The sequence below is a fragment of the Marinobacter sp. CA1 genome (assembly GCF_020546665.1).
Classification (GTDB): Bacteria; Pseudomonadota; Gammaproteobacteria; order Pseudomonadales; family Oleiphilaceae; genus Marinobacter; species Marinobacter xestospongiae.
Genome location: NZ_CP071785.1, coordinates 1,152,496 through 1,179,382, shown reverse-complemented (window position 1 = coordinate 1,179,382; position 26,887 = coordinate 1,152,496). Strand labels below are relative to the sequence as shown.

The 26,887-nt window shown below is 59.2% G+C and carries 24 protein-coding genes and 2 pseudogenes; 12 read left to right on the top strand and 14 right to left on the bottom strand.

What is annotated here, in order from left to right:
• The first annotated feature begins 134 nt into the window (after positions 1-134).
• The 3 genes from J2887_RS05520 to J2887_RS05510 are packed head-to-tail and all read left to right on the top strand — an operon-like array spanning position 135 to position 3,619.
• Complete coding sequence (locus J2887_RS05520) at positions 135-1,073, top strand: metal-dependent hydrolase (protein WP_227174797.1); 939 nt, start codon at positions 135-137, stop codon at positions 1,071-1,073.
• Between the two features lie 45 nt (positions 1,074-1,118).
• Complete coding sequence (locus tag J2887_RS05515) at positions 1,119-1,973, top strand: SDR family NAD(P)-dependent oxidoreductase (RefSeq protein ID WP_227174795.1); 855 nt, start codon at positions 1,119-1,121, stop codon at positions 1,971-1,973.
• A 59-nt stretch (positions 1,974-2,032) separates the two neighbouring features.
• Positions 2,033-3,619, top strand: coding sequence for a flavin-containing monooxygenase (locus tag J2887_RS05510; protein WP_227174786.1), 1,587 nt, complete (start codon positions 2,033-2,035; stop codon positions 3,617-3,619).
• Positions 3,620-3,625: 6 nt separating this feature from the next.
• Here J2887_RS05510 and J2887_RS05505 read toward each other — a convergent pair whose 3' ends face one another.
• Positions 3,626-4,489, bottom strand: coding sequence for a hypothetical protein (locus J2887_RS05505; protein ID WP_227174784.1), 864 nt, complete (start codon positions 4,487-4,489; stop codon positions 3,626-3,628).
• Between the two features lie 233 nt (positions 4,490-4,722).
• On the opposite strand from J2887_RS05505, the gene J2887_RS05500 reads away from it, so the two are divergent.
• The gene (locus J2887_RS05500; protein ID WP_227174781.1) at positions 4,723-5,913 is read left to right on the top strand and encodes a multidrug effflux MFS transporter; all 1,191 of its coding nucleotides are present in this window, start codon (positions 4,723-4,725) and stop codon (positions 5,911-5,913) included.
• Positions 5,914-6,080: 167 nt separating this feature from the next.
• Entirely contained in the window at positions 6,081-7,796 is a 1,716-nt protein-coding gene (locus tag J2887_RS05495) for a PHB depolymerase family esterase (protein WP_227174779.1), read from the top strand.
• A gap of 7 nt (positions 7,797-7,803) precedes the next feature.
• On the opposite strand, the pseudogene J2887_RS21810 reads toward J2887_RS05495, so the two are convergent.
• The 3 genes and pseudogenes from J2887_RS21810 to J2887_RS05480 form a co-directional block, all read right to left on the bottom strand.
• Positions 7,804-8,244, bottom strand: a pseudogene (locus tag J2887_RS21810) (methyl-accepting chemotaxis protein); the annotation flags it as partial.
• A gap of 102 nt (positions 8,245-8,346) precedes the next feature.
• Positions 8,347-9,069, bottom strand: a pseudogene (locus tag J2887_RS21805) (PAS domain-containing protein); the annotation flags it as partial.
• Between the two features lie 239 nt (positions 9,070-9,308).
• The gene (locus J2887_RS05480) at positions 9,309-10,226 is read right to left on the bottom strand and encodes a LysR substrate-binding domain-containing protein (protein WP_228752866.1); all 918 of its coding nucleotides are present in this window, start codon (positions 10,224-10,226) and stop codon (positions 9,309-9,311) included.
• A gap of 121 nt (positions 10,227-10,347) precedes the next feature.
• Here J2887_RS05480 and J2887_RS05475 point away from each other — a divergent pair, with 121 nt between their 5' ends.
• A complete protein-coding gene (locus J2887_RS05475; protein WP_227174764.1) occupies positions 10,348-11,046 on the top strand; it encodes an FMN-dependent NADH-azoreductase in 699 nt (232 codons plus the stop codon).
• A gap of 17 nt (positions 11,047-11,063) precedes the next feature.
• On the opposite strand, the gene J2887_RS05470 is transcribed toward J2887_RS05475, so the two are convergent.
• The gene (locus J2887_RS05470) at positions 11,064-12,647 is read right to left on the bottom strand and encodes an ankyrin repeat domain-containing protein (protein ID WP_227174762.1); all 1,584 of its coding nucleotides are present in this window, start codon (positions 12,645-12,647) and stop codon (positions 11,064-11,066) included.
• Between the two features lie 177 nt (positions 12,648-12,824).
• Here J2887_RS05470 and bfr point away from each other — a divergent pair, with 177 nt between their 5' ends.
• The 3 genes from bfr (at position 12,825) to J2887_RS05455 (ending at position 14,815) form a co-directional block, all read left to right on the top strand.
• Positions 12,825-13,295, top strand: a complete 471-nt coding sequence (gene bfr / locus J2887_RS05465) for a bacterioferritin (RefSeq protein WP_227174760.1) — start codon at positions 12,825-12,827, stop codon at positions 13,293-13,295.
• Between the two features lie 221 nt (positions 13,296-13,516).
• Positions 13,517-14,158: a hypothetical protein gene (locus J2887_RS05460; protein ID WP_227174758.1), complete on the top strand. Its 642-nt coding sequence runs from the start codon at positions 13,517-13,519 to the stop codon at positions 14,156-14,158.
• 126 nt (positions 14,159-14,284) lie between these two features.
• A complete protein-coding gene (locus tag J2887_RS05455; protein ID WP_227174755.1) occupies positions 14,285-14,815 on the top strand; it encodes a hypothetical protein in 531 nt (176 codons plus the stop codon).
• Between the two features lie 240 nt (positions 14,816-15,055).
• On the opposite strand, the gene J2887_RS05450 is transcribed toward J2887_RS05455, so the two are convergent.
• Positions 15,056-16,090, bottom strand: coding sequence for a hypothetical protein (locus J2887_RS05450; RefSeq protein ID WP_227174751.1), 1,035 nt, complete (start codon positions 16,088-16,090; stop codon positions 15,056-15,058).
• A 44-nt stretch (positions 16,091-16,134) separates the two neighbouring features.
• Positions 16,135-16,575 carry a hypothetical protein gene (locus tag J2887_RS05445; protein WP_227174749.1) on the bottom strand — a complete coding sequence of 147 codons (441 nt, stop codon included), beginning with the start codon at positions 16,573-16,575 and terminating at the stop codon, positions 16,135-16,137.
• 213 nt (positions 16,576-16,788) lie between these two features.
• On the opposite strand from J2887_RS05445, the gene J2887_RS05440 reads away from it, so the two are divergent.
• A complete protein-coding gene (locus J2887_RS05440; RefSeq protein ID WP_227174746.1) occupies positions 16,789-17,532 on the top strand; it encodes a substrate-binding periplasmic protein in 744 nt (247 codons plus the stop codon).
• A 111-nt stretch (positions 17,533-17,643) separates the two neighbouring features.
• Here the strand turns inward: J2887_RS05440 and J2887_RS05435 are convergent, their stop codons facing one another.
• Positions 17,644-18,633 carry a GlxA family transcriptional regulator gene (locus tag J2887_RS05435; protein WP_227174745.1) on the bottom strand — a complete coding sequence of 330 codons (990 nt, stop codon included), beginning with the start codon at positions 18,631-18,633 and terminating at the stop codon, positions 17,644-17,646.
• Positions 18,634-18,787: 154 nt separating this feature from the next.
• On the opposite strand from J2887_RS05435, the gene J2887_RS05430 reads away from it, so the two are divergent.
• Positions 18,788-19,390: a cysteine hydrolase family protein gene (locus tag J2887_RS05430; protein ID WP_227174744.1), complete on the top strand. Its 603-nt coding sequence runs from the start codon at positions 18,788-18,790 to the stop codon at positions 19,388-19,390.
• 83 nt (positions 19,391-19,473) lie between these two features.
• Here J2887_RS05430 and J2887_RS05425 read toward each other — a convergent pair whose 3' ends face one another.
• The 6 genes from J2887_RS05425 to J2887_RS05400 all read right to left on the bottom strand — a co-directional run bounded on the left by J2887_RS05425 (position 19,474) and on the right by J2887_RS05400 (position 25,972).
• Entirely contained in the window at positions 19,474-20,814 is a 1,341-nt protein-coding gene (locus J2887_RS05425; RefSeq protein WP_227174743.1) for a hypothetical protein, read from the bottom strand.
• A gap of 131 nt (positions 20,815-20,945) precedes the next feature.
• Positions 20,946-22,136: a branched-chain amino acid ABC transporter permease gene (locus tag J2887_RS05420; protein WP_227174742.1), complete on the bottom strand. Its 1,191-nt coding sequence runs from the start codon at positions 22,134-22,136 to the stop codon at positions 20,946-20,948.
• A gap of 9 nt (positions 22,137-22,145) precedes the next feature.
• Positions 22,146-23,183, bottom strand: a complete 1,038-nt coding sequence (locus tag J2887_RS05415) for a branched-chain amino acid ABC transporter permease (protein ID WP_227174739.1) — start codon at positions 23,181-23,183, stop codon at positions 22,146-22,148.
• Between the two features lie 17 nt (positions 23,184-23,200).
• Positions 23,201-23,941, bottom strand: coding sequence for an ABC transporter ATP-binding protein (locus J2887_RS05410; RefSeq protein WP_227174736.1), 741 nt, complete (start codon positions 23,939-23,941; stop codon positions 23,201-23,203).
• Positions 23,941-24,720 carry an ABC transporter ATP-binding protein gene (locus J2887_RS05405; RefSeq protein WP_227174734.1) on the bottom strand — a complete coding sequence of 260 codons (780 nt, stop codon included), beginning with the start codon at positions 24,718-24,720 and terminating at the stop codon, positions 23,941-23,943. Before J2887_RS05405 ends, J2887_RS05410 begins: the two co-directional genes overlap by 1 nt.
• A gap of 43 nt (positions 24,721-24,763) precedes the next feature.
• Positions 24,764-25,972 carry a substrate-binding domain-containing protein gene (locus tag J2887_RS05400; protein WP_227174732.1) on the bottom strand — a complete coding sequence of 403 codons (1,209 nt, stop codon included), beginning with the start codon at positions 25,970-25,972 and terminating at the stop codon, positions 24,764-24,766.
• A gap of 287 nt (positions 25,973-26,259) precedes the next feature.
• Here J2887_RS05400 and J2887_RS05395 point away from each other — a divergent pair, with 287 nt between their 5' ends.
• Complete coding sequence (locus J2887_RS05395; protein ID WP_227174730.1) at positions 26,260-26,883, top strand: TetR/AcrR family transcriptional regulator; 624 nt, start codon at positions 26,260-26,262, stop codon at positions 26,881-26,883.
• Positions 26,884-26,887 lie beyond the last annotated feature (4 nt).

The following is a 26,887-nucleotide window of genomic DNA, read 5'->3' as shown; positions in this document are numbered from 1 at the left end:
TGAATCCGAACATTTGATCAGCTTAGCCTGCAAGGAGTGTATTGATTGTGCCACTCAGGCCAGACGTTCATACCGGTCCCCCTTCCGCAGCGTCTGGCCACACCCATGATGACGATTCAGGACAGGTTTCCCCAATGACGACCGCGACCGCAGCTCAACCGGTATCCCAAGCCAGTGCCCAGACCGCAGAAAAGCCGGAAGTGCCCATTCGCCACATGAAGTTCGACTTCAATGCCCAGGATGCGGACCCGAACTTCTACCTGAATGCCGAACTGGCCTCCGCCTACTTCGAGGCGCTGTCGATCTTCCTGACCTACGGCGAAGACCTGGTCATCGACACCGCCCGTTACCACCGGGACTTTCTCACCGATCCGGTACTGAAACAGCGGGTCACCTCCCTCATCGGCCAGGAGGCGCTGCATTCGAAAGTCCATGAAGAGTGGAACGAGATTCTCAAGGAGCACCGCTTTCCGGTGCCACTTTACCGTTTTCTGGCCGAGAACTTTTTCAACTATGGCTTCAAACGCTTCCCCCATCGCCTGCAACTGTCGCTGATGGCGGGTATCGAGCATTTCACCGCAGTGCTGGCGGAATTCATGATGAAGCACGAAGACAACTTTTTTCACAGCGAAGATGAGAAGCAGCGCGGCCTGTGGATGTGGCACATGCTGGAAGAGGCGGAGCACAAGGACATCGCCTACGACGTCTATCAGGAGCTGTCCGGCAGCTATCTGCTGCGAATCACCGGGTTCGCACTGGCGCTGTTCACCATCTGGTTCCTGGTGCCGCTCGGTGGCGTTGCCATTCCGTTCCTGCGCAACCCCCGCAAACTGGTAAGCCTGGGATTCTGGAAAGACGCCAAGCGTAGTCTGGGCCTGCTGATCGGCCGCAAGAACGGTGTGTATGGCAGCACCCTGGGCCACGTCTTCGATTACTTGCGGCCGGACTTCCACCCCAACGACCACGACACCAGCGAGTACCTCGAGTACTACAAGGAACGGTTGCTGCATCCGGAAACCGGCCTGTTAACCCCCTACTTCGTTAAACAGGTGGTACCGCCAGTACGGGCCTGAACCATGCCTATGTGCGATTGGCCACCCATTTCAGGATTTGCCTCTATGAGATCACCGTTCAGCATGAAATCACTGTTCAACCGAAAGCCCGCTCCGAGCAGCCACGCCTATGCGGTAGTGACCGGTGCCGGCAGCGGCATTGGCCGTAGCTTTGCCCTGGAACTGGCCAAACGCCATGGTTCCGTGGTGTGCTCCGATATCAACCTCGCAGCGGCGGAGGAAACCGTCAACCGTATCAGGCAGGCGGGCGCCACGACGGGTCATGCCGTGCAGTGTGATGTGGGCGATGCCGAGCAGATGAAGGCCCTGGCGGAGAAAGCGGAAACCTTCTTCGGCCATCCCGCCACCCTGGTCATCAACAACGCCGGCGTCGGCCTCGGCGGCCGTTTCGACGAGCTGCCCCTGGAGGACTGGAAGTGGTGCACCGACGTCAATCTGTGGGGCGTAATCCATGGCTGCCACTACTTCGTGCCGCAATTCAAGCGACTCGGTCGGGGCGCCATCATCAACGTCGCGTCCGCCGCGTCCTACACCGCGGCGCCGGAGATGAGCGCCTACAACGTCACCAAGGCCGGGGTGCTGGCGCTGTCGGAAACCCTGTCGGCGGAACTGAAGAAGTACGACATCCGGGTAAACGTGCTGTGTCCGACCCTGGTGCCAACCAACATCATCAAGAACGGACGCATTCCCGGCCGCTACTCCAAACTCGCCGACCATGCCCTGATGAACTACGCCATGACGACCAGTGACGATGTGGCCCGTCTCACCCTGGACCGGCTCGATCGCGGACAGCTTTACACCACGCCGCAGATTGACGCCAAGCTGTTCTGGATGATGAAGCGCGCATCACCTGCGCTCTACACCAGATTCCTGGGACTGTCGTACCGGCTCTTCAAATAACGGTCGCTCCGTAAGGAGCCCCTGATTAACTCCCCAGTCACCCAATACGGTTTCATCCCATGGCTACTTCCACTCCCAAGAAAACCCGGCGAGCAGCCGCCAGAACATCCCCGTCCGACAACGTCAGGATTTACGACACCTTCATCGTCGGCGCAGGCATCTCCGGGCTTGCCACCGCCATCAAGCTCAACAAGGCCGGTTACCACAACTTCAAGATCATCGAGAAAGCCAGCCGCGTGGGCGGCACCTGGCGGGAAAACACCTACCCGGGCTGTGGCTGTGATGTGCCATCGTCGCTCTACTCCTACTCGTTTGCCCCCAGCAGCCGCTGGAGCAACCTGTTTGCCAAGCAGCCCGAGATTCTCAGTTACCTGGAGCGGGTCAGCGATGAGTTTGGCATCACCCCTCTGATCGAGTTCAACAATGCCCTTGAGCGGGCTGCCTGGGACGACGATGCCGGTCTCTGGCGCCTGGATACCAGCAACGGCGAATACCTCGCCCGCACCGTGGTGTTCGCGACCGGTCCGATCACCGAATCCAGGATACCGGCCATTCCCGGTCTCGAGAGTTTCAAAGGCGAGATGTTCCACTCCGCCCGCTGGAACCATGATGTGGACCTGACCGGCAAACGCGTCGCGGTCATCGGCACCGGCGCATCCGCGATCCAGTTCGTCCCCCAGATCCAGCCTCAGACCAAAGAGCTGACGGTGTTCCAGCGCACCGCTCCGTGGGTGCTTCCAAAGCCGGACATGGCGCTGGGGGAGAGCAGCAAGCAGGCCATTGAGCGCTTCCCCGTGATCCAGCAAAGCTGGCGCAAAGCGGTGGCCGGCTCACTGAATGTGATCAATTTCGGCCTGCGCAACCCGGCCTTCCTGAAGCCGGTGAATGTTGCGGCGCGGCAACTGCTGAAAGTACAGGTGAAAGACCCTACCCTGCGCAAGGCGGTGACGCCGAACTTCGACATCGGCTGCAAGCGTATTCTGTTTGCCAACGACTACTACCCGGCCCTGCAGGCGGACAACACCTCACTGATTGCCAGTGGTCTGGTGAAGGTTGAGGGCAACACGGTGATCGCCGCCAATGGTGAGCGGCGGGAAGTGGACGTGATCATCTGGGGCACCGGGTTTGATGTGTCTCACCCGCCCATTGGCCAGAAGGTCTTCAACGACCGTGGCGAACGCCTGGCAGACCTGTGGGCCAGCAGCTCGCCGGAGGCTTACCTCGGTACTGCCATCGAGAACACCCCGAACGCCTTCCTGATCCTTGGACCCAATGTGCTGGTGTACGATTCCTTCATCCAGCTGGCGGAAGCACAGCTCGACTACATCATTGATGGCTTGCTGAAGATCCGCGACCGGGGCATCCGCAAGCTCACCATCAAATCCGATGTACTGAAAACCCACAACGAGCGGGTGCAGAAGAACCTGCAGACCACGGTCTTCAACGCCGGCGGCTGCAGCAGCTACTACCTGGACCAGAACGGCCGTAACTTCGCCGCCTGGCCCTGGTCACTGCAGGCGCTGAAACGACGCCTGAACGTCTTCAACCTGGAGGACTACGATCTCACTTACGGCCAGGCCGAAGCGCCCAAACCGGTGAAATCGAATCGCACTCGACGCCGCAAGGCGGAAGCGGTGACCGAATAAGAGCGATCAGCTCTCCGCGCCGGTGAACTGGCGGAACAGCGCCGCCAGTTCACTCTCCATGTCACTGACCCGCTGATTCCATTCGGCTTTATAGCCGGCGAATTCGTCGCCGAGCTGGGCCAGGGTCAGCCGGGTCTCGGCGGCCACCTGGGTGGTCATCGCCACCGATTGCAGATCGGGCTCCTGCAGGCGTTGGCTCTGGTCGTCCAGCCGGATCACCGCCTGGTTGAGCCGACGCCGGTCTTCCGGAGTTGAAGACGGGTGCTGCTCCAAAGCCTCCTCTATGGAGCGGGACAGGGCTTCCAGCTGCTGTTCCAGTTTGCCGGCGTAATCCTCCAACAGAAGGGTAAAACGCTCATTCGCCAGGGTTGCCTGTTTTTCCAGATCTCGGGTCATCCGCTCAATGTCGTCCGCCAGCTCACTGGACTGGGTTGACCAGCGGGCCTGGAGATCCTGGCCCAGCTGCTCCAGTTTGCCAATCACCTGTTCAAACAGTGGTCCCTGCGCAAGGGCATCGCCGGTGCGGTAATAGTCCACCAGCCATTCATCGCCTTTACGGACCAGGTAGGTGGTGGTCTCCAGCGGAGTCGTCTGGCGAGCCATGCCCTCAAGCACCGTTTCGATGCGGGCCTCATTGCCATCGATAACCACCCGGCCCCACTGAACCGTCACGCCCCGCCAGTCCCGCTCAAAGCCATCAAAAGCCGCTTCGTTTACCAGCGTGGAGTAGTCGTCTGCTTCACTGGCGTCATTCTCGATCACCGATTGCCAGAAGAGCCGGGACACTTCCTGCGGTGTCTCGGGATTGGCACACCCACTCATCAGGGTGGCGGCAGCCAGCAGACCGGCGATCAACGAGTTTCGGTTCATCAACACACTTCCTCACGAGCGTCTCATACGGGTTATTCAAGGAGCCGTTAAGGAGCCTCTGGTTAACGACTATTCTACCGAAGCCGGGGCCGCTGTCGGGTTACCATTCCGTTCCTCCGGCAGCGCCCGCCTCCTGTCAATACAACCATTTGTTACATAAGACTTTTCGGAAACTGCTCATTGCCGGAGCCGGACAAATACTGTTAGCTATCTACCTACTAAGGAGGTAGCCCTTGTCTCATTTTCACCTTGCTCTTCTGCTCGGAATGACCGTGGCCCTCGGCCCGCTGGCGCTGGACGCCTACCTGCCAGCCTTTCCCAGTATCGCAGACGGTTTCGGCATTCCCCACAGCGATGTCGGCCTGACCCTGAGCGCCTACGTCGCCACCCTCGGCCTCGCGCAACTGGTGGGCGGCCCGCTCTCCGACCGCTACGGTCGTCGTCCGATACTGCTCGGCGGTCTGGCCATCTTTGCCATCACCGGTGTGATGGTCGCCCAGGCCGGGTCACTGTCCGACATGGTGGTATGGCGGATTGCCCAGGGCATTGGCGGCGCTTTCTGCGCCGTCTCGGTACCTGCCATTGTGCGGGACCAGGTCGGCGGCCAGGATGCCGCACGCCTCTTCGGCATGATCGGCCTGATCATGTTCATTGCCCCGGCCGCGGCGCCTTCCCTCGGCGCGCTGATGCTGTCGTTTGGCGACTGGCACAGCATCTTCCTGGTGCTCGCGGGCTACGCCGTGTTCCTGGTGCTGGCACTGCAATTGGCGCTGTTTCCCAAACTGCAACCACGCCCCCGGGCGACCACCCCGGTTAAGACTCTGGTCACCAACTACTTGCTGGTGCTGAAACACCGCACCACCATGCGATTCATTGGCATCCAGGTGCTGTGCTTCAGCACCATGATGCTGTTCATCACTCACTCCTCGTTCATTTACCAGGAGTGGCTTGGGTTGTCGAACAGCCAGTTTTCGATTCTGTTTGCCGCCAACATCGTGTTGATGGCCACCCTTAACCTGATCAATCGGCCACTGCTGCGTCGGTTCTCATCCGTGGTGCTGCTGCGGGTGCAGGTGATCATGCAGTTTGCCGCACTGGTGGCCCTGGTCGCGGTGGTGGCAATGAATGGACCGCTGTGGCTGGTGGTAGCCTGCATCATTGGCGCAATTGGCTGCCAGGGCGGTATTGTCCCCAACAACATGGCCAACGCACTGGAGTTCTTCCCCCACCTCGGTGGCACCGCCGCAGCCCTTCTGGGCGCGTCCCAGTTCACCATTGCCGGCGGCATAAGCGCGCTGTCCTCGGTGTTTGGCGGCCATGCCCTGCTGCCCATCGTGGTCAGTATGCTGGCCTGTTCCTGCGGTGCGGTCCTGCTTGCCCTGGGTGCCCCGCGGGCGGTTGCCAGGGAACTGGCTGCAGCCTGACCCTGCGAAACCGGCCAGTCCGGCTTTCCAGACACCGGTGTCCGGCTGACAGGTCACCTTAAGACCAGCCGGATACCTTCCCCTCAGCCAATCAACGGCTTGCCAATCTGGCACGGTTCTTTCTTCATTCTGGTGGCGGAAACAAAACCAACAAGAAGGAACTGCCAATGACTGTTTATCCAACCCGGCTGACACAGCTCAGCCTGCTGGCTCTCGCCGTTGTCTCCATGGTGCTGTCGTTGACGAGCGCTCCGACAATGGCCGGACAGACTTACAGCTACACCCTGCCACAACAGGCCTATAGCCAGTCCCGCGCCAGGGACTACCAGGTCTATGTCCCGGACAATCTCACCACGCCGGCAGCGATGGTGATGGCTCTGCACGGCTGCAAACAGAGTAACGCCGACGTGCTCGCTGACTGGGGTCTTACCGCAGCCGCGGACCAGTATGGCTTCGTGCTGGTCGCCCCGTTCATCACCAGCTATGACGGTCTGCGCAATGAAAACTGCTGGGGCTTCTGGTTTGATCATCATCGTCACCAAGGCCGCGGAGAAGTCGAAGATCTGCATCAAATCGGCCTTGCCGTTGAGGACGCGTTTGCCATCGATCCCGAGCGGCTATACATCACCGGCCTGTCCTCTGGCGGCGCCATGGCGGTTGTCGCTGCAACTGCACACAACGAATACTGGGCCGCTGCAGCCGCCGCCTCTGGACTGCCCTACGGTGAGGATGCCGCCTCGGTATCTCTGACTGGCCAATGCCCGGGCAGCGCGTCTTTTCACAGCGTGTCACAGGTGGCCTCAGACATGGCGGCTGAGCTGGACGATGACTACCCCATCCCGCTGATGGTTCTTCAGAACGCCAATGACTGTACGGTTTTGCAGACAGCGGCCAACAACATCCGGGACGCCCACCTGCAGGTGTTTGGGAGTGACGGCAGTTCCCAGGGTAACAGCGAAGCCTCGTCAACGGCCTGCTCGCCGTACTATCAGGACCGCCATCAATGCCAGCACACCCGCTATACCGAGAACGGTCAGGCCGGCCAACGCTCACTGGTGGAAACCATATTCCTGGACGGCCCCTTGGCCACACCGAACTTGCAAGACACCGATCATGGTCACTACTGGATCGGCGGAGAGCATGGCAACAACGGCAAGTGGTCAGTACGGGTTGGCCCCAGCTATCCCGACATCGTCTGGGATTTCTTCGACCGTCACCCGAAAAATGGCAGTACCAGCGGCTTCCCAGTGATCACATTGATTGGAAACAACCCAATGACGGTGAACCTGGGCGAGCCCTTCACCGATCCCGGAGCGACGGCGGAAGACAGCGAAGACGGTCAGCTCAGCGTCACCGCAGACTGCAGCGACGTCGACACCACCACAGTTGGTGATTACTTCTGCACTTACTCGGCCACCGACAGCGCTGACAACACCACAACCCGGGAGCGAACCGTCACGGTCGTCGATCCCAACACGCCCATTGAAACCTGTGAGCAAGCCACTGCCTCGCCCTACACCCACATCGCAACAGGGCGGGCTTATGCTGGCGGCACCTCCAATCTACGGGCTTACGCCAGCGGAGATAACATCGATATCGGCGGGTCGTTCGATACCTGGAGCCAGGTAACACTTCATGAAGGCGTCCCGGGGAGCTGGTACAGCAGCGAACCGGCCGCCTGCGGCGACGATGGCAATCCAGGCGACACCGTCTGCACCGACTGGCAGGACACCAACCTCAACCACAGCCTTGCCGGCCGGGCCTACTACGCAGGCGGTTACTTCAGCTACGGCGGGGATGACTACCTGGGGGCAGTGGCCGGGTTGTCCCCGTGGGTGAGAGAGACAGCACCTGGTCACTACCAGAGCGGCCAATGCCCGTAGCGGGACACTAGGATTGGTTCAATCGGTCTGCGAACTGGGAGACCGCATCGACAACACGCTTGGCGGCGTCCTGAATCTCATTGATGACGTCGCTGGCTTCGTCCACCAGTTCGCGGACTTCTTCGGCCTGCTTCTTGCCACCTTCGATGATGCTGACCGCATCTGACGTCAGGCTCTGGTTCTGCCCCATAACGCCAAAGATTTCATCGGTCGCCTCCGAGGTGCGTGACGCCAGCTGTCGCACCTCATCCGCCACCACGGCAAACCCGCGGCCCTGATCGCCGGCGCGGGCTGCCTCAATGGCGGCGTTGAGGGCCAGCAGGTTGGTCTGTTCGGCAATGCTGCTGATGTTCTGCATGATGGCATTGATCATCTGGGCCTGTTTGTCCAGATTACCAATGCCCTCAGCGGCTTTGACCATCTGCTCCGCCAACTGCCCCATCACCGCAGCGGTGTTCTGCATCACCTCCATGCCCCGTTTGGCACTGGCATCCGTTGCCTGGGAGGTCTCGAAGGCCACACCAGCAGCCCTGGCCACTTCCTGCTCCTGTTGCACCTGATCAGTGATCACGGTGGCAAACTTGACCACCTTGTAGTATTCGTCGCGTGCATTCAACAAAGGGTTGTAGGACGCTTCAAGCCACACATCTCGACCGTATTTGTCGACCCGCTTAAAGCGTTCTGCAATAAAATTGCCGTGTCGAAGCTGCTCCCAAAAGCGCTCGTACTCCGGTGAGTTGTAGACCTCAGGAGGACAGAATATCCGGTGGTGCTTGCCTTTGATCTCGCTCAGTGAGTACCCCATTGAGTTCAGGAACAGGTCGTTGGCCGCCAACACATGGCCAGACATATCAAATTCGATAACCGCGGTGGAACGCTGCATGGCCTGGATCAGGTTCTCATGCTCGCGGGAGCCCTCGATGGTGCGAGTAAGGTTATTGGCAAAGATCGTGAAATGATCCAGCTTGCCATCCACACTCTTGATCGGACAGAGAGTAGAGCGCAACCAAAGATGCTCCCCCCGGTTGTTCTGAATCTGCCAGGCCCCTACCCAGACCGCATGATTGCTCAGGGCCGACATCATCCGGTCAAAATGAGGAGTACTGCGTAGGAACGAGGGAACCAGGTCCTTGATGTGATGGCCGACCAGGTCTTTCTCAGCCAGACCGGTTTCGATCAGGAAGTTGTGGTTGTGAGATGTGATTACTCCCCGGACATCCAAGTTCAGTACCAACAACTCCTGAGACACGTCGTCCACCAACTGGCGGAGCATATGGAGCTCTTCTTTCAATTCGGCGTTTTCTTTACGCAATTCTCTGCCAAACATGGCGATAGGGTCCTTTATGGCGGAAGTCGTCGAAAGATCCTGCGGCCCACCCGCTGACGACGCTGAAAACAGGCTGTCGCGAATACCGAAATACGACAGCACTACACAATGTTGAGACTAGGCCCGGAGAGCCCCGACTGCCAATAATACGCTGGCATCGCCGGCCACCGATCACTCATGGCCGATCATGACACCCGAGTAGGCGCCAGGGTGCACAGACCACCAGGCACGTTCCGCACCCAATCGCGGATCGCCAGGATCACCGGGTCCTGGCGGCGGGTTTCCGGGTACACCAGGTAGAATGGCTTGCCCTCCAGCTCCGGACCAAAGGGTTGCACCAGCCGCCCTTCCGCCAGCTCGTCCTCGATTAACGGCCGGCTCATCAAAGCCACCCCCTGAGCGCCAACGGCGGCGGCGATGGCATGGGTCTCGTCCGAAAACTCCAGACCCGCGGTCACATCCAGACCAGGTACCTGAGCCTGTTTCTGCCAGCCGGCCCAGTCCATCGGCGTCACCGAGGCGCCCTGGGGATGAAAATGTATCAAAGGGTATTTCGGCAAGTCCGCCAGATTCTGTAGCCCAAGATGTGGACTGCAGGCGGGCATGAAGTAGTTGTCGAACAATTTCTCTGCCACCAGGCCGGGCCATTGACCATCACCATAACGGATCGCCAGATCCGCCGTGACGCCATCCAGCGCCACCGGCTCATGGGAAGCGTGGATACGCAGGTCAATCTCCGGATGGGACACCCGCAGCATGCAGACCCAAGACAGCAGCCACCGCGCTGCTACGGCAGGTGTGGTGGAGAGTGTCACCGCCGGGCGACTGGGCGTGACAGTGAGGCGCTCAACGGCTTGGCTGATGTTGTCAAAAGCCGTCTCAAGCACCTGCAGCAGTTCTTTCCCCTGGGTCGTCAGGATCAACTGGCGAGGCTTACGGACAAACAGCGCTACCCCCAGCGACTCTTCCAGTCCACGAATCTGATGGCTGATGGCCGTCGCGGTGACAGAAAGTTCCTGAGCCGCCAGTTTGGCACTCTCATGCCGGGCGGCCGCCTCAAAGGCACGTAACGCAGACAGGGATGGCAAACGTCTGGACATAATGGATGAACCCAACTCATCTGTATCAAGAAAAAATGATCGTTTGTCGCCAATATTGACTGAGCGATAGCCTGATTTTGCTGACACAAGCACCTGAATTCAACTCAGACATCAAGGAGTCACCATGCCCCGTATCCTGCACATCGACGCCAGTGCCCGCCCGGGCCTGGCCGGACGTGACGAACACGGTTCCCACAGCCGCAACCTGAGCCATCGCTTTATCCACCGCTGGCGGGAGGAACGTCCGAACGACCCGGTCAGCCATCGGGAAGTCGGCCTCTCGCCCCCGGCCTTCATTGACCAGCGCTGGATTGAAGCCGCCTTCGCTTCGGAAGCGCGCCGACAACCGTGGATGGCCGACGTGCTGGCGGAAAGTGACCGCCTGGTGGATGAACTGGTGGCCGCCGATGTGCTGGTGATTGGTTCGCCGCTGTACAATTTCGGCATGCCCGCCGCCCTCAAGGCGTGGGTCGACCAGATCGTCCGCGTCGGCCGTACCGTGGATTTCGATCCCAGCCAACCGGAGGACCCATTCACGCCGTTACTGGCGGATCGGCCTCGCCAGGCCATCATCCTCTCCGCCCGGGGTGGCGAAGGGTTTGAGCCAGGTGGCCCGCTGGCTCACATGAATCACCTGGAACCGGCGCTGATGACGGTACTGGAGTTTATCGGCATCAACCGTATCCACCGGGTGGCGATTGAGTATCAGGAGGCCGGTGGCGATCTGCTGGCGGCATCTGTCGCCAATGCCAACAAGAAGGTGGATGCGCTGGCAGATCAACTGCTGGCGGAACTTGCCGACACCACCGCGGTGCCGGCCTGACGGTTCCTGGCTCCGCCTCAGGGGGCCGGTTGCAGCATGAGGTGACGATTGAGGAAATCGGCGTTGGCTGGCTTGCCGCCAAGTTCGGCATAGGCCAGCGCCGTGTCACCCAGATCGTCCTTCAACCCCAGGTCGGCGCCGGCCTCCAGCAGCATTGACAGCATTTCCGGCCCGGCATGCTGGGCGGCGTGCATCAGCGGTGTTCGCAGTCCCCGGCGAATGCTGTAGCGACAACGTCGCTCGCCACTGTCCAGCGCTTCCGCACTCGGGTATTGGTGATTCACATTCGCCCCTGCGGCAATCAACAGCTCGGCGACGTCCAGGCGGTTGAACTGGATGGCGTAGTACAGCGCGGTCTTGCCAAACCCGTTCTGGCTATCCACCTGCGCACCCGCTGCCAGCAGCTGCCGCACACGCTCCGGTTGGGTCAGGCTGGCGAATAAAGGGGGCTCGCTACTCTGAACGTAACCGGGGTCGGGATTGTGGCTGTGATTGAGATCAGGCACAGCCGTCAACAGCCGGTTGATGGTGGCGTCGCCACGCTCCAGTATTAGGGCGGCGCTCAAAGCCCGGGACAAAGTCCGGGGGTCACTGTCGCGAATCAACCGGTCCAGAGCCTGCAAGTCTGTCGGCCCGGCCAGCAAGGCCGCAAGCAACGGCGGCGGCCGGCGATCCCGGGCCGGTGCAGCTCCGGCCGCCCGTCTCAGGTAGAGCTCAATGCCGTTGGCCGCTGCCTGGGCTGCTTCGTCGCCGTTCAACCCGGAGGTGACCGCATAGTGCCGGGCCAGCCGGCGCTCCGCCAGCGCCATTTCGTCCACAAACACCTCGTAGAGGCGCCGATTGTAGAGACTCTGCACGGACCAATACGCCAGGTAGCTCAACATCTCGTCTCGCGATGGCCCCCACTGCCGCTGATCAGGGTTTTGTCGCGGCACAAACCCCGCTTTCAGCAACCGGAACAGGAAATACCGGTTCTTGGCATACTCGATCGTGCCGCCACAGATCAGGCTGAGATTACCCGAACCGTTCAGGGTCTCGGCAAGTTCATGCAGGCGTTTGAGGAAATCCTGCTTCAGCAGGCTTTCCGGGCAATCGTACTCCACACTCAATGGCGAGCCATGGCCCGACCCGAGGTCCGGTTGTTGCCGGAATACCCGTTCAGGCTGGGATCGCATTTCCTCACAACTGAGTCGCCCATCACCGAAAGGCTCCAGCGCCAGCTCAAAGGCTCGACGCTGGTCACCGGCGGTCCACTCCCCGGACAACGTCACCGGATAGTGCTCCAGGGCATCCTCCGGGGGCCAGCCAAAACGCTGCGACTGTGACCGGTAACGTCCCAGTAAACGCTCGTCCGGACGATCGGGCTCACCATCAGCTCTCAGCTTCAGCTCGCCATCGACCAGGACGCCAGTCACTGCCACGGATTGACTGCCATGCTCGAAGCGCCCCTCGGCACGACCGTCTGACTGGATCGCCAGAATCATCGTGACGGGATCGCTACCCGCCATGCCGTGGTAGGTGAACGTCTTACCCAGCCCCAAAGCCGGCAGGGAAAACAGAAAAAAGGATGCGAGGACTCTAATCCAGGGTCGAAACGTCATGATGTTCATTGCCATCCATTGCTGAGATCGCCTGAACATAACGACGTTGGTGGCTGAAAGCCAGAGCTCCGGCACTTCCGGGAGCCACGGATTAGCTGATGTTGATCAAACACCCACCAGGGAACTTGGGATACAGTATCGGCAACCATGCCCAGGACATAACGGAGAGACTTCACCATGAAAGGCAAACAGAACATCATCAACGCCCTGAACGCACTACTGGCCGGCGAGCTGGCGGCGATGGATCAGTACTTTATTCACTCGCGGATGTACCAGGACTGGGGACTGACCAAGCTGTTCGAACGCATCGACCACGAGTTCACCGAGGAGAAGGACCACGCATCGGCGCTGATCGAGCGCATTCTGTTCCTCGAAGGCACCCCCGACATGACCAAACGGGATGGCCTCAACATCGGCACCGACGTGCCCAGCATGCTGAAGAACGACCTGCAACTGGAGTACGACGTTGATAAGGCGCTAAAAGATGTTATCGAGCTATGCGAATCGGAAAAGGACTACCAGACCCGTGCCGTGCTTGAGCCCCTGCTGGCCGACACCGAGGAAGACCATGCCTACTGGCTGGAGCAGCAGCTCGGCCTGATCGACCGCATGGGCCTGCAGAACTACCTGCAATCCCAGGCGGGCTAACGACGCTGCTGATCGTCTAGCAGGGGAATCACGAAATCTCGCCCGCACCTTGTCCCCGCCGCAACCGACGGGGATAATAGCCGCCGGCAGCACAGGACAGGTGTCTGCCGACAATCACTGGCGAAAGGGAGTTCGTCGTGGCTACACCGGCTGGTGCCGGTCGTACCCAGCCAGCGGGTCTCCTGATGTCATCATATTCAAGGGAATTGAAGGAGACACCTATGCTTGTCTGGGGTTCCAATAACAAGGTCATTGCTGGCCAACTGATCGAAGGTATCGACTGCCCAAGTTGCGAGAGCAACCAGTTCAACAGCTTTGGCCTGATGCGTTACTTCCACCTCTACAAGATTCCGACCTGCGTCACGTCGCAGAAAGTCGGCATCGAGTGCACCCACTGCAAGAAGACCCTGGTTGGCAATGAGCTGCCCAACGACCTGGCCACTCAGCTGAAGAAGGCCGTCTTCACCAAAAAGAACACCCTGCCGATGTTCAGTGGACTGGCGCTGGCCATCGTTGCCGTCATTGCCATCGCCTTCGGTATCTACCAGGACAACCAGCAGGAAGCCGCCTATATCGCCGCACCGCAGGTCCATGACTACTACATCATCGATGTTCGGGACGTATTTGACGACACCGAAAGTCCCTACCGCTATGGTCTGATGCGGATCGCCAAGGTCGCCCCCGAGGCCGTCATATTCCAGATTGGCGATACGGTGTATAACAAATCCAAAGGTCTGCGAAAGGACATCAGCTCGGGCGCAGCCTCCCAGGACAGCTATTACTCAGGCTACGCAGAGTTCACCCAGGCCGAACTGACCCGCCTGCACGACAATGGTGGAATTCAGTCGATCGAGCGTCGCTGAGAAGAAACGGACCTTCGTCACATTTCTTTTGCAGCGAACTTATTCGCGCGTTTTCCGTCGCTGGGGCCCCTGTTGGATTAAGCCAGGCCCACACTGCCGGGCCGGAGACCTTCAGGAGGCGTCCTAGTGAAAATGCCTACCGTCCTACTACTCGTAGCCGTCAGCCTCCTTTCTTCAGGTTGCTCGGCTTCGACCGATCAGTTTCCCGAAGATCAAGTGATTCGTCTTACCATGGTCGTGGATGAGCAATGGCAAACCATCGAGTTTGCCTCTCCCCTCGAATTGAACAGGCGGGGACTTCAACGTTTTCATATCGTTGTAAGCAACGAAAAATACGACCCGAATCTGGATCATGATCTATCCGACAGCGCTCATTATTTTGACCTCTTCAGAGAAGCAGACGGAGCGGTCGTCTCACCTGATGTAATACTCGTGGATGATCAGGGAAATGAGGTGAAAGTTACGGCCACGGGAACCACAGAACTCTATGAGGGGAGACTGTCCGTCAATTTCGGAATGTTTGAATCAGCTTCTGCAGCAATACCCCCATACCCGGAAGACTCCAAGTATTTCGTCGCTGCACGCTTACGAAGCAACCTTCCCTTTGAAGCTCTGCACTTCCGCTGGCACGTAGATCGCCACCCGGATATTTTGTAGCACCTGAGTTCGTGACTTCGATCGCCTCAGCAAGCCCGTAGGGCCTGCAATAACAGGCTCTTGGGCGATATAATCGCACCTGACGTCAGAAGAGTGAGGGTGAACAGTAAATCAGGGCACGCCAGTGTTTCGTTACGCGCTGTCCCACCTGATTATCTTTCGGATCGACAGAGCCCAGGTGACCCCATACAAAGGGGACGCCCGCTGGACAGATGGTGTCCGACCAGCAAGGCGGTCGATTCAGAGACGCTGCAGAAACTCGATGTCCCGCTTCTCATCAGCGGTGGTCCAGCCATCGTCCAGAATTCGGATCAGCAGGTTCCGTAAACCGATATCCTGCTGGAGAGCCCTGAACGCAATTCCCCGGGTCTGGCGAATCTGGGCGATGTAGTATCGCGCAACGTCGTCGGCATCGGTGCTGTATTTGTCCACCAGCTCCCGGAAGACGCTGCGTACCTTGCCCAGCTCGTACCGGGCCTCACGATGCAGGGCCTTTGCCATCCCCTCTTCATCAACACCAAAGACACTGGTAAAACGGGGGATGAAGTTGCGGGCAAACTCACCGTCAGGGCCGGCAACCTCCACATAGATCTGATCCGCCATGATGGCGCCCAGAGTACCTCCAACCACAACGCCAACGGCCACGCCCACCGGGCCAAACCAGATTCCCGCCACGGCACCACCGGCTGCGCCACCACCAAAGCCGCCACCGATACTCGCAGCTTCCCGCCCTGCCTGCTTGGTCTTGTTTTCCGCCGTTGCGATGTTGTAGGTCGCCAGACAGGCCGTCAGCACCCATAGCCCCTTGCTGGCCATGCCCAGCCGGCGAACGCCAGCGTTCACCCTGGGGTTGGAGCGACCGGAGCTGTCAACGATGTCGAGGTAAACCCGCCCGCGCTCAGCTTCAGACAAGGCTGTGAACGACTTGCTGTAACGGCGATTCGCATATTTCTCAACCAACAGATCGAGATCCAGCCCTCTGGCCTTGAGCGCCTTCGCCTTGGCACGCCCCAGATCACTGGAGTTTGAACGGGCAAACTCCATGATCTCATTGCGCATCTGGTTGGCGGCATTGGCCGCCTCCCGGGCGGAGATATCGCCGTTCTTGTATGCAGCCCGGAGGTTATCGGCAGCCTCACGGGTCTTTCGCATGTATTCCTGGCGCACGTTGAAATCATTCGTCAAACGATAGGCAAAGTTCACCGCCTGTACTTCCATTTGCCGGATGGCATGCTCCGTTTGGTGGTCACTCACCAACTGGTCGTTCACTTCCATTTGTTATCTCCTTAATTGCCATTCCAAAGAACGATGACGAACGATCAGGCCTGAGCAGGCGAAACACTCAGATACCTTGGTTCGAACAACTTCCGGTCCGATTTGAAACCGCATTTTGAGAACTGCAGCGGGGCTCGATGGCCACTGAAATCTACGGTAACAACCAAGCGTTCCTGATTGCTGATTGTGATCTCTAACGTATCGTCGGCCAGCGACGAAATTCCGGTAAGTACGGCGGGCTGGTATGGAACGACGCGAGCGAGACTTTCATCAATCTGGCCATCACTGCGCAGCAACGTAATGTGTATCCCTTCTTCAAAAGGACAGTCATCGGTGGTGACCAGCAGGAAGCGACCATCGGCCAGCCGGAAGGATTTCTCCAGAACCAGGCCGGCAATCCGGCACAGCTCGCGCCCCCCTTCATCAATCAGGGAGGAGAGGGTGTCTGAGACAGGGGAAAGCGAAAAAGCAGAATACACTTCCATTTTGGGGCCCATATCCGTATGCCATACGATCTGGATTCTTGCTGACCCCTTCCGGCAGGTCAACCTGCGCTGGTCAGGAATACGACGTTCGCCACAGTCATTCAGCAATTAATGAGGATGTAAACAAGAAGAACCCGAGCTATTCTGATGGATATTTGTTCACTTACCATACCGGCGTCCCAAACCATCCATCCTGATAAGTGACCTGACATCATGAGAAAGACATTCGGACTTGCAGCGGCGCTGCTGCTGATGGCCGGCTGCGCAACCGCCACCGGCGAACTGCGTCTCTACACCGAGCAATACCCTCCCTACAACATGACCACCAACGGTCAGCCGTTCGCGCACTCCAAGGCGGAGATCACCGGTCTGTGCACCGATGTACTGACCGCGCTGGTTGAGCAGGCCAACATTGAGTACAGCATCAAGTTGCGGGATCTCAGCTACGGTCTCAACCGGACCGAGCAGCACCCCAACCACGGCATCTACTGTGTCTCCAAAACAGAAGAACGGGAGCCAATGTTCGAATGGGTTGGTCCCCTGGCCAACATTGAATGGAGCCTTTTCGCCAAGCCAGGTTCCAGCATTCGCCTCAGCGATCTGAATGACGCCCGCAACTACCGCATCGGTGGCTACAAAGGCGACATCATGACCAACTACCTGACCGAGAAAGGGTTCAACGTTGCGGCGATCAGCAACAACGGCCTCAATGCCCGTCGCCTGGTGCAGGACCAGATCGACCTTTGGGTGGCTGATGGTCTGGCTGGCCCCTACCTGGCGGCGGACGCCTCAGACGTCACCGGCCTTGAGAAGGTGCTGGTTTTCCGCGAAACACCGATGTACCTGGCGATCCACAAGGGGACAGATCCGGAAACCATCCGTGCCCTGCAGGCAAGCTACGAGAGCCTGGTAAACTCGGGCGAGATGCAAACCATCTCCCGATCCTACGGTTTCTAGGTCGTACTTCCTCCCCAGATAGCGCAGGCAGGTGGCGCAATCAAAGCCACCTGCTGTTCTGCCCACGGTATCCATCACCGCCCCGCCCTGCGATTGTTCTCTACTCTGTCCTCAGGCGCCATCCTCCGCTGTCACGGTGCCATTACGTTGCCCCGGACCAATACCAACAAACCGCTTTTTGAACTCTCTCGGCGTTTGTCCGGTGATCCTGACAAAGGTCTTCCGAAAGGCACTGAGGTCTTCGTACCCTACGTTCTCCGCAACACGTTCGAAGGCCAGGGCACTGGTCTCAATCAGCTCACACGCTTTCTGGATACGCAGTCGCTGGATATAGTGGGTGGGCTTAAGGCCGGTAGCGCTGACAAAACGCCTGAGGAATGTACGCTCAGTCAGATGCACCTGCATGGCCAGATCCCGCACCTTCAAAGGCTGTGAAAACTCCCGTTGCAGCTGGTGCTGGACACGCACAATCACCTCATCTCCGTGATCCAGTTTTGGTGTAAAGCTCCGGTAGTAACTCTGTTCCCGGGCACCAGTGTCCACAATCAGATACTTGCCCAACTGGCGCATCACCTGGGAATCGCTGAACTGGGCCACCAACTCCAACCCCAGGTCCACCCAGCTCATCAGGCCGCCAGCGGTGATGATGTCGGTGTCGTTGATCAACAGTTTTCCGCTATCAACACGCACCTCAGGAAAGCGCGCGGCAAAGGCATCCGCCAGGGCCCAATGGGTGGTGACACGGCGACCATTGAGTAAGCCCGTCTGTGCCAGCACAAAGGCACCGGCACACACCGAGCACACGATCGCTCCACCGCGATGCTGCCGGGTAATCCATTCCAACAGTGGAGGCGGTGGCTCCAGGTAGGCGTCATCATCCAGGCAGGGTGGCAGGATCACGACCTGCAGGGTGTCAGGCAGCCCCCCTTCCTCGCGGCCCAGTTGGCGGCTGTCAAAGACGATGGTTTGGAAGATCTCCCCCATGCCCCGCTCACGACAGATCCGGTTTGCCAGGAAGAACTGCTCCGCCAGCCCCTGCACCGCAGACAACAGCGCCCCCGGGTAATGGGCAATGCCTATGTGGATCCTTGCAGTTGTCACTTTCAGCCTTTTTTATGCCAGTTCCGCCCGCAGTATAGGAGCCCGCTTCCGCGAATAATAGGGCCACCTCCCAAAGGGCACCAATAGAACTGGCAAGCGCCCCCAACGGAGTCCACCACCAAGACAAGCAGAGCAACCAATCCCAGGAGTCGACATGACCGAACCCACCACCCTTCGCGACCTTTCCGGCCTCGGCAACACCCCCAGCGCCATTGGCCAATCCGCCCTGGTGATCATTGACGCCCAGAACACCTATCGCCAGGGGGGGATGAAACTCGAAGGCATTGAGCCGGCCCTGGAGCAATGCCGTGTCCTTCTGGAGCGCTTCCGTGCCGCTGGCCGGCCGGTGTTCCATGTACAGCACGATTCCGGCCCGGGCTCGCCATTCGATCTCCAGCAGGAGATTGGCCAGATCGCCGATCCGGTCGCCCCGGTCGGAGACGAAGTGGTCATCACCAAACACTTCCCCAACGCCTTCGTGCAGACCGATCTGGAGGACCAGCTAAAACAGGCCGGCATCGATCAGTTGATCGTGGTTGGGTTCATGTCCCACATGTGTGTGAACGCAACGGCGAGAGGCGCCTTCTCCCTTGGCTTCCGTGCCACGGTGGTCGGTGCAGCCACCGCCACCCGGGCACTCCCATCCCGACTATCCGGCGAGGCGGTTGCCGCCGCCCAGATCCACGAAGCAGCCCTGGCGGCACTTTCAGACCTGCCCGCGGTTGTGGTGCCGTCAGCGGCTGACGTGCCGGACTGAACCCAACGTCCCGTCTGGTTTTCAGTGGCACAGCGGATCAACCAGACGGGACCTTGGGGAGTCTCTGGTTCACTCCCCGGGTATCAGAACTCAACACTCAGGTTGAGGCTTGCGGTGAGCAGGTCATCGTCTGCAAAGCTATTGCTGGGCAAACTGCCCACCAGGGAGTTGCTGGTCAGTGAGCCCTGATCATTGGCCTGCAGCCATCCCAGCCGGCTCCACAGCCGTACCCGGTCCGTGACCTGATAGCCGGCGTGCAGGTCATACACCATGCTGTCATCATCACCTGCCTGGGTACCCACCGACAGCTGCCCCACCGCCAGCGCCAGATCCAGCTTCGGTGTCAACTGATAGCCAATTCGGCCAATAAGGAGGTCTTCGTCCAGCTCCCGGATCCCGTAGGCGCCCCCCATCCGATACAGACTGTTAGGGCTGTTCGTGGCATCCGGGTTGCTGTTAATGATGCTGGCGTAGGTATCAAACCCCGGCGAGATCAAACCACCATCCCGCGTCGTCACATACTGCGCGTCCAGAGACAGATCACCATAGCGCTTGCCGACGCGAAGGTAACCAGACCAGGATTGCCCAATGAAGAAGCGACCATCGTCGGCCAGATCCGCCTTACCGTTGGCGGTCCAGGTTCCGCCAACGGTAAGATCCGCCACACCGCCCAGGCTACCAGCCAAGCGACCGGAGAACAGGTCCAGATCCTGCAGTACAAACGGGTCCGGCGCGCCCTCTGCAGCCGGGTCACCAAAATCACCGGTGAAATTATTGAACCAGTGGATGTAGATCAGCTCGGCCGTCCAACCGAATGGCTTGGCAACACCACCGAACGCCAGCAGGTCGCCGTTATCCTGATTGAAGAAGCTGTCGGTATCCGCGCGGCGGTCGTAAACGCTGATCAGCGTGGCATAGTCCGTCGGCAGCATGACAAGCGCACGATCCCTGCGGTCATCACACACCAGGAAACAGTTGTTGAAGTTCGCCGCCATGCGGCCAATGCGTGCGGTCGCATCCCCCAGCGGCAGTTGCACATAGGCCTGGTCCAACCGCACATTGTCGCTGCGACTGCCCCGGTTGTAACTGCGGGGCGCCGTGGTGTCGTAGTGACGGTAATCCCCACTCCATCGATCGCCGGCCAGTTCCACACTGGCGTGAAGTGACGCTCCACTCTCGACGTCTTTGACCGTGCCCCGAACCCGGATCAGATGGGCCAGACCGTTGTCATTGTCACTGTCATAACGGCCACCACTGTCCAGACTGTCCGACTGGATGTAGAAGGCGGACGCACGGTAGTCGGCGCCCCAGTCAAAACTCAGGTCCGCCGCCATCGCGGTGGAGACCGAGCCTGCCATGGCAAGCATCACACCCGCCCTGAGTGCCGGTATGAAAAATGGTGCCTTGATGGTTTTCGCTGTCATTGTTGCTACCTCTCTTTCGGTTATTGTTGTTGCTGTATCAAGGCCGTACGCGTCCCGGCCCACCGGGGAGGTAGCCTGGAATCGAGAGACCTTGGGATCGGAAGCTGGGTGACCGATCGGTCACCCCTGTATTACCGCGACTGTGGGTTGGGACGGCCCAGCTTGGCGTCCTCCAGCGGGGCTTGGCGGCGGGTTTGTGCGGACCATTGCCGTAACTGGCCCACCACGCCGGATGGGAAGAAATACACACTGAGCACGAACAGCAGGCCAAACCAGAGCAACCAGCGCTCGGGCCCAACAAGGTGAGCAAGGGTGCTGTCCGGGGTTAATTGCTGAGCGAGCAGCTTCAGCAGGTCCTGAAGGTAGTTCTGGGCCAGCAAAAACAGGGTTGCGCCAACCACCGCGCCATACATCGTGCCCATACCTCCGATGACACACATCAGCAGGATGAATACCATCAGCTCAAACGCCAGAGTGTTCTCGGGATTGACGTAGCGGTTGATCAACGCGAACAGCACCCCGGCAACGCAAGCCAGCAACGCCGACAGAATGACCACCGCCGTGCGATAAAGCACGGTGTTGTACCCCAGCGCCTGGGCCCGGAACTCGTTTTCCCGGATAGCCTGAAGCACCTTACCAAAGGGCGAGTTCACCACCCGCAGCAGGAACAGGAAGACCAGTACCGAGACGGTGAAGGCAACGTAATACATCAACGTCCGACCGGTGACGCGCACGTCGAACAACACATCACTCCAGGCCGCCTGACCAACGAGGGCCGCAAGGGCATCGGGCAAACTCACCCCCACCAGCGATCCCTCCACTGGCCGGAACGCCGGGCCAAGTTCCCTTGGCACCCGAACCCGCATGCCATCCTCGCCACCGGTGATCGGATACAGCTGGGTGACCAGGCTCAGGAAGGCAAAGGCCACCGCCAGGGTCACCAACGCAAAGAAAATGGCTTTCACCCGCAAGGAAAGCAGCCCCAACAGCAGAGCCAGAATGACGGTCAGCAGCAATGCCGCCGCCGCGCCCAGGAGCACTGCATCAAAGCCTTTGCCCCAGGCAGACGTAGCCATTGCCACGCCATAGGCGCCAATGCCAAAGAACATGGTGTGGGCGAAAGACACGATGTGGGTGTAGCCCAACATAAGGTCGTAGGACGCCACCAGGATGATGAACACGCAAATCATCCCCATCATCGAAAAGGCACGTACACCAGGGAAAAGAAATGGCCCCAAGGCAAGGATCGCTATCATGGCCAGCAACACGATGGTCAGAGGGCGACTTCGGGGAGAGTCCCCGGAAAACAGGGTCGTCAACATCGTCATCTCCTACACCCGAATGACCGGAATCAGGCCCTGAGGCCGCCACATCAACACCGCCACCATAAGACCCACTGTCGCAACAGCAGCCAGTCGCGGCTCGAGAAAGCCAACGTAGAGGTTGATCAGCCCCACCAGGATTGCACCAAAGAAGCACCCTTTGACCGACCCCAGGCCGCCAAGGATGATCACCACCACCACGGAGATCATCAGCTCATCCCCCATGTGGGCCGTAATCAGCTCCTCATACATCGCCCACATCGCACCGCCCAAACCAGCCAGCGCGGATCCGGCCACAAACACTCCCAGAAAGAGCAGACGCACGCGATAACCCTGCACTTCGACCATCTCGCGGTCTTCGACGCCCGCGCGAATGAGAATGCCCACCCGCGTGCGCTCGATGATCCAGGTCATCAGGCCATAGACCAGCAATCCCAGCACCACCGCCAGCAGACGGTACTTCTCAACAGCAATGCCCGCGATTACCACGGCACCGCTGAACGCCTCGGGGCGGGGCACTGGAATCTCATTGCCACCCCAAACCACTTCGATCAACTGCATCAGGATGATAGAGCCGCCGACCGTAACCAGAATCTGCTTGAGGTGGTCACCGTACACCGGCTTGATCACCAGCTTCTCAAACACCAGGCCCATAACACTCGCCACCAGTAACGCAAACACCAGGGCCGGCACCACACTGGCCAGGTTGAGCCAGAGCGACGACGCCGCAGCCTGATCATTCAACCAGAACAGCAACACCGTGGCTCCGGCGTAGGCACCCAGGGAAATAAAGGCACCATGGGCCAGATTCAGCACGTTCATCAGCCCAAAGGTCAGAGTCATGCCTGACGCCATCAGAAACAGCATCGCTCCCATGGCGGCACCACTTATCGTCAGCACCAGCCAGGTGCTGAAGTCCATCATCAACAATGCCACCAGCATCATCGCCAACAGCAGAAACCAGTGCGGATGTTGATCACGGAATCGCTGAAACACGGCCCACCAGTGTGGCGAAGCCGTCTCAACCGACTGCTCAAGGGTCGACATACCAGGTTCTCCTTGTTCTATTGGTGTTCGCCCAAACCCAACCCCAGCAGGCGATGCTGCAGGGCTTCGTCTTCCGCCAGATCGGCCATGGTTCCGGTATGAACAACGCGACCGTCGTTCATCACCGCCACCGACTGCCCCAGACGCCTGGAAAAGCTGAAATTCTGTTCAACCAGCAGGATGGTGACACGCTGGGATTTGAGCTGATCCAGAGCGTCCGCCAGGTCATTGATGATTGCCGGTGCCAGCCCCTTGGTTGGCTCATCAATCAGCAGCAACTGACGCGGCTCAATCACGGCCCGGCCAATCGCCAGCATCTGCTTCTGGCCACCGGACAGATTGCCGGCCGGCCGGTCCCAGAATCTCTTCAAAGGTGGAAACAGCGCCAGCAACCAGGCCAGTCGCTCCTCGTCCATCGTGCCGCTGACGGCAGCCAGCATCAGGTTTTCACGCACGGTCAGCTGGCCGAAGACCCCCATGTGCTCCGGCACAAACGCAATACCCTCGCGGGCAATTCGCGGCGTCGGCCAGCCAGTGATGTCCTGCCCGCCAAAGCGGATCTGCCCCGACGTCACCGTCGTCAGCCCCATGATCGTACGCAGCGTCGTGCTCTTGCCGGCGCCATTGCGCCCCAGCAATACCGTCAGTTCGCCTTTCGGTACCAACAGGTCCACGCCCTCAAGAATGTGGTACTGATCAATGTTGGCGTGAACACCGGTCAGGGTAAGGGCCGGCGTCGCATTGTCTGTACAAGACATCAGGCCACCCCCTGCGTCGGCTCGGTTGAGCCCAGATAGGCTTCCTGCACCAACGGCGAGGCCATGACTTCCGCCGGCTCACCGTCAGCAACCAGCTCACCGTTATGCAGCACCACGATGCGGTCTGACAGTGACCGCACCACATCCATCTTGTGCTCCACCAGCAGGATGACCTTGTCCTGACGCGCCTTGATCTCGGCGATCAACTCCAGGATTACCGGTACCTCGTCAACACTCATGCCGGCCGTGGGCTCATCAAACATGAAGACCCGTGGCTCCAGCGCCAGCAGCAGTGCCACCTCCAGCTTGCGCTGGTCACCATGAGGCAGGTTCGCGACCAGACTGTCGGCACGATGGGCCATGGATACGGTTTGCAGCAGTTCAAAGGCCCGGTCGGCAATATCCCGACGCCGGGAAGACATCTGCCAGAACACGTGGCCGGTGTGATGACGAGACGCCACCGCCAGGCGAACGTTTTCCAGGGCAGTCAGCCCCGGAAACAGGTTGGTCAGCTGGAAGGCTCGTCCCAACCCTCTGTCAGCACGGGCAGCAGCGCTCAGAGAGGTAAGATCCTCGCCCTGCAGCAACACCTGGCCATGGGTTGCCCGCAGTTGGCCGGACAACAGGTTGAACCAGGTGGTCTTGCCGGCCCCATTGGGACCGACAATGGTGGTAAGCGTGCCTTGGTGAAACTGACAACTCACGTCATTCACCGCCTTGTGGCCGCCAAAATGGATCGACAGGTTCCGGGTCTCCAGAACCGGGGAATCAAAGCTCATTGCGCACTCCTCCTATCGCATCAGCCCCCTGAAGGCCCAACACTCAGTTGCGAACCGGAATGTCCATGGCTTCAATGGGGATGGCGCGAATCAACTCGGGAACGCCCGCTGTCACCGCACGGTCCGAGAACCAGTCGCTGCGCTCTTCCTGCGCAATACGGAAGTGGTACATCGACTGCAATGCCTGGTGGTCCTCGGAGCGAATCACCATGTCACCTTTGGGCGTTTTAAACCGCAACCCACGGAAGGCCTCGATCAGATCCTCCGCATCCGAAGAGCCATCAGCCGCGCGAACAGCCGCAACAATGGCCATGGCCTGGGAGAACCCTTGGGCGGTGAAGAAGTCCGGTGCCTGTTGATAACGCTCAAAGTGGGTATCAACCAGCCAGCCGTTGATATCGTTCGCCGGTGACTCGAAATAGTAGGAACCCGCACCTTCCATCCCCGGAAACGCCGAGTAGCCCACCATCGCGGCAAGCGTGTTGCCGCCAGCGGCCAGTTCAATACCATGGTGACCCGGTTCCAGATCCTTGATACGGGCCAGCGGATTGGATGAGCCCGCCCAGATGGTGAAGATGTAACGACCCTGGTCACAGTCATCACGATCTTTGAGTGCGCCAAAAAGGCGCTGCGCGGCAGCGGTAAAGTCCGTCGCGTCCAGTGGTAGATATTCCTCGTGAACCACCTGGCCACCAGCTGCGTCCATCGCCTCCCTGTAGGCCGCTACGCCATCACGACCGAAGGCGTAGTCCTGAGCGATGGTTGCCACACAGACACCCGGCTTTCCCAGTGCCACCGCGTTGGCCACCGCATCCTGGGATGAGTTGCGGCCAACTCGAACCACATATCGGTTCCAGCTTTCGCCAGTGATGGCATCCGCCACGCCTTCCGGCATGATGATTCGCTCGTATTCCTCTGCAAGCGGCAACGTCGCCAGGGCAACGCCAGAGGACACAGGTCCGACAACCATGTGGGCGTCATCCTCCCCGTAGGCTTCTTCCACCAGCATCCGGGCTCGGGCCGGGTCAAGCTGGGAGTCTTTTCTCAGAAGCTCAATCTGGCGACCGGCGACCGCCATAGAACCGTCAGTGGCATACTCGAAACCCAGTTTCATACCGATATGCAGTTGCTCAGCGTAGGGCGCAAGAGCACCGGTAAAATCGGTAACATGGGCCACTCGGAAGGCATCGTCCGCCTGGACCGGCGACAGGAGCGCCATCGACAGTACAGAGGCATACAGTGAACGTTTCATACGGGCATTGCTCCCTTGTATTTGTTGTTGGAGATCCGCTTTCAGATCGACACGGTGACGCACCTGAATCAACCTTGAAGCCACACAGAATATGACAACTGATTCAGGTATCGTCAACAGATCGCCCCAGAAGGAAAGGTCACAAAACTCGAATTAGCCTTTTAATCAACTGTTTTAAAATGAATAAATCATTTTACGTCGCAACGAAACAAACAACATCAATCATCAAAAATCAATCACAAGTTGACAACCAATTCAGGTTTGGATTTTAATCGACAGGCATGAAGATGACGAAAAACGACAGTAAAACCAGCACTCCCGGCGCGCCGAAAACTGCGCGTGGTGCCCGCACCCGGGCAAAGATCCTTAAGGCGGCAGAGGAAGCCTTTGGCTCCATGGGCTACCACCAGGCCGGCGTATCCGACATAACCCGGCTGGCCGGCGTGGCCCAGGGTACGTTCTACACCTACTTCGCCAGCAAGGAGGACACGCTGCGGGAGCTGGTTCGGGACATGGGTCAGAAACTCCGCGCACACTTGGCCAGCGAGGTGAAAAACGCCAGCAACCGGATTGAGGCCGAAGGCCTGGGGCTGAAGGCTTTTCTCCAGTATGTGGCGGCCAATCCCTCGCTGTACCGGGTGCTGCAGGAAGCGCAGTTTGTGGATGAAACGATCTATCGGGAGTACTACGAAGCCTTCGGACGAGGCTATTTGCGCATGTTGGCGGACGCCACCCGGAAGGGCGAAGTTCGCCCGGGGAACGACGAAGTTCGAATCTGGGCGCTGATGGGACTCTCCAATTTTCTGGGACTTCGCTTTGCGTTGTGGGAACAGGACGTACCCATTGACGACATCGTCGCATCCATTACCGATCTGCTCTCCCATGGCCTGGCGCTGGACCCCAAAGGCTAACCGG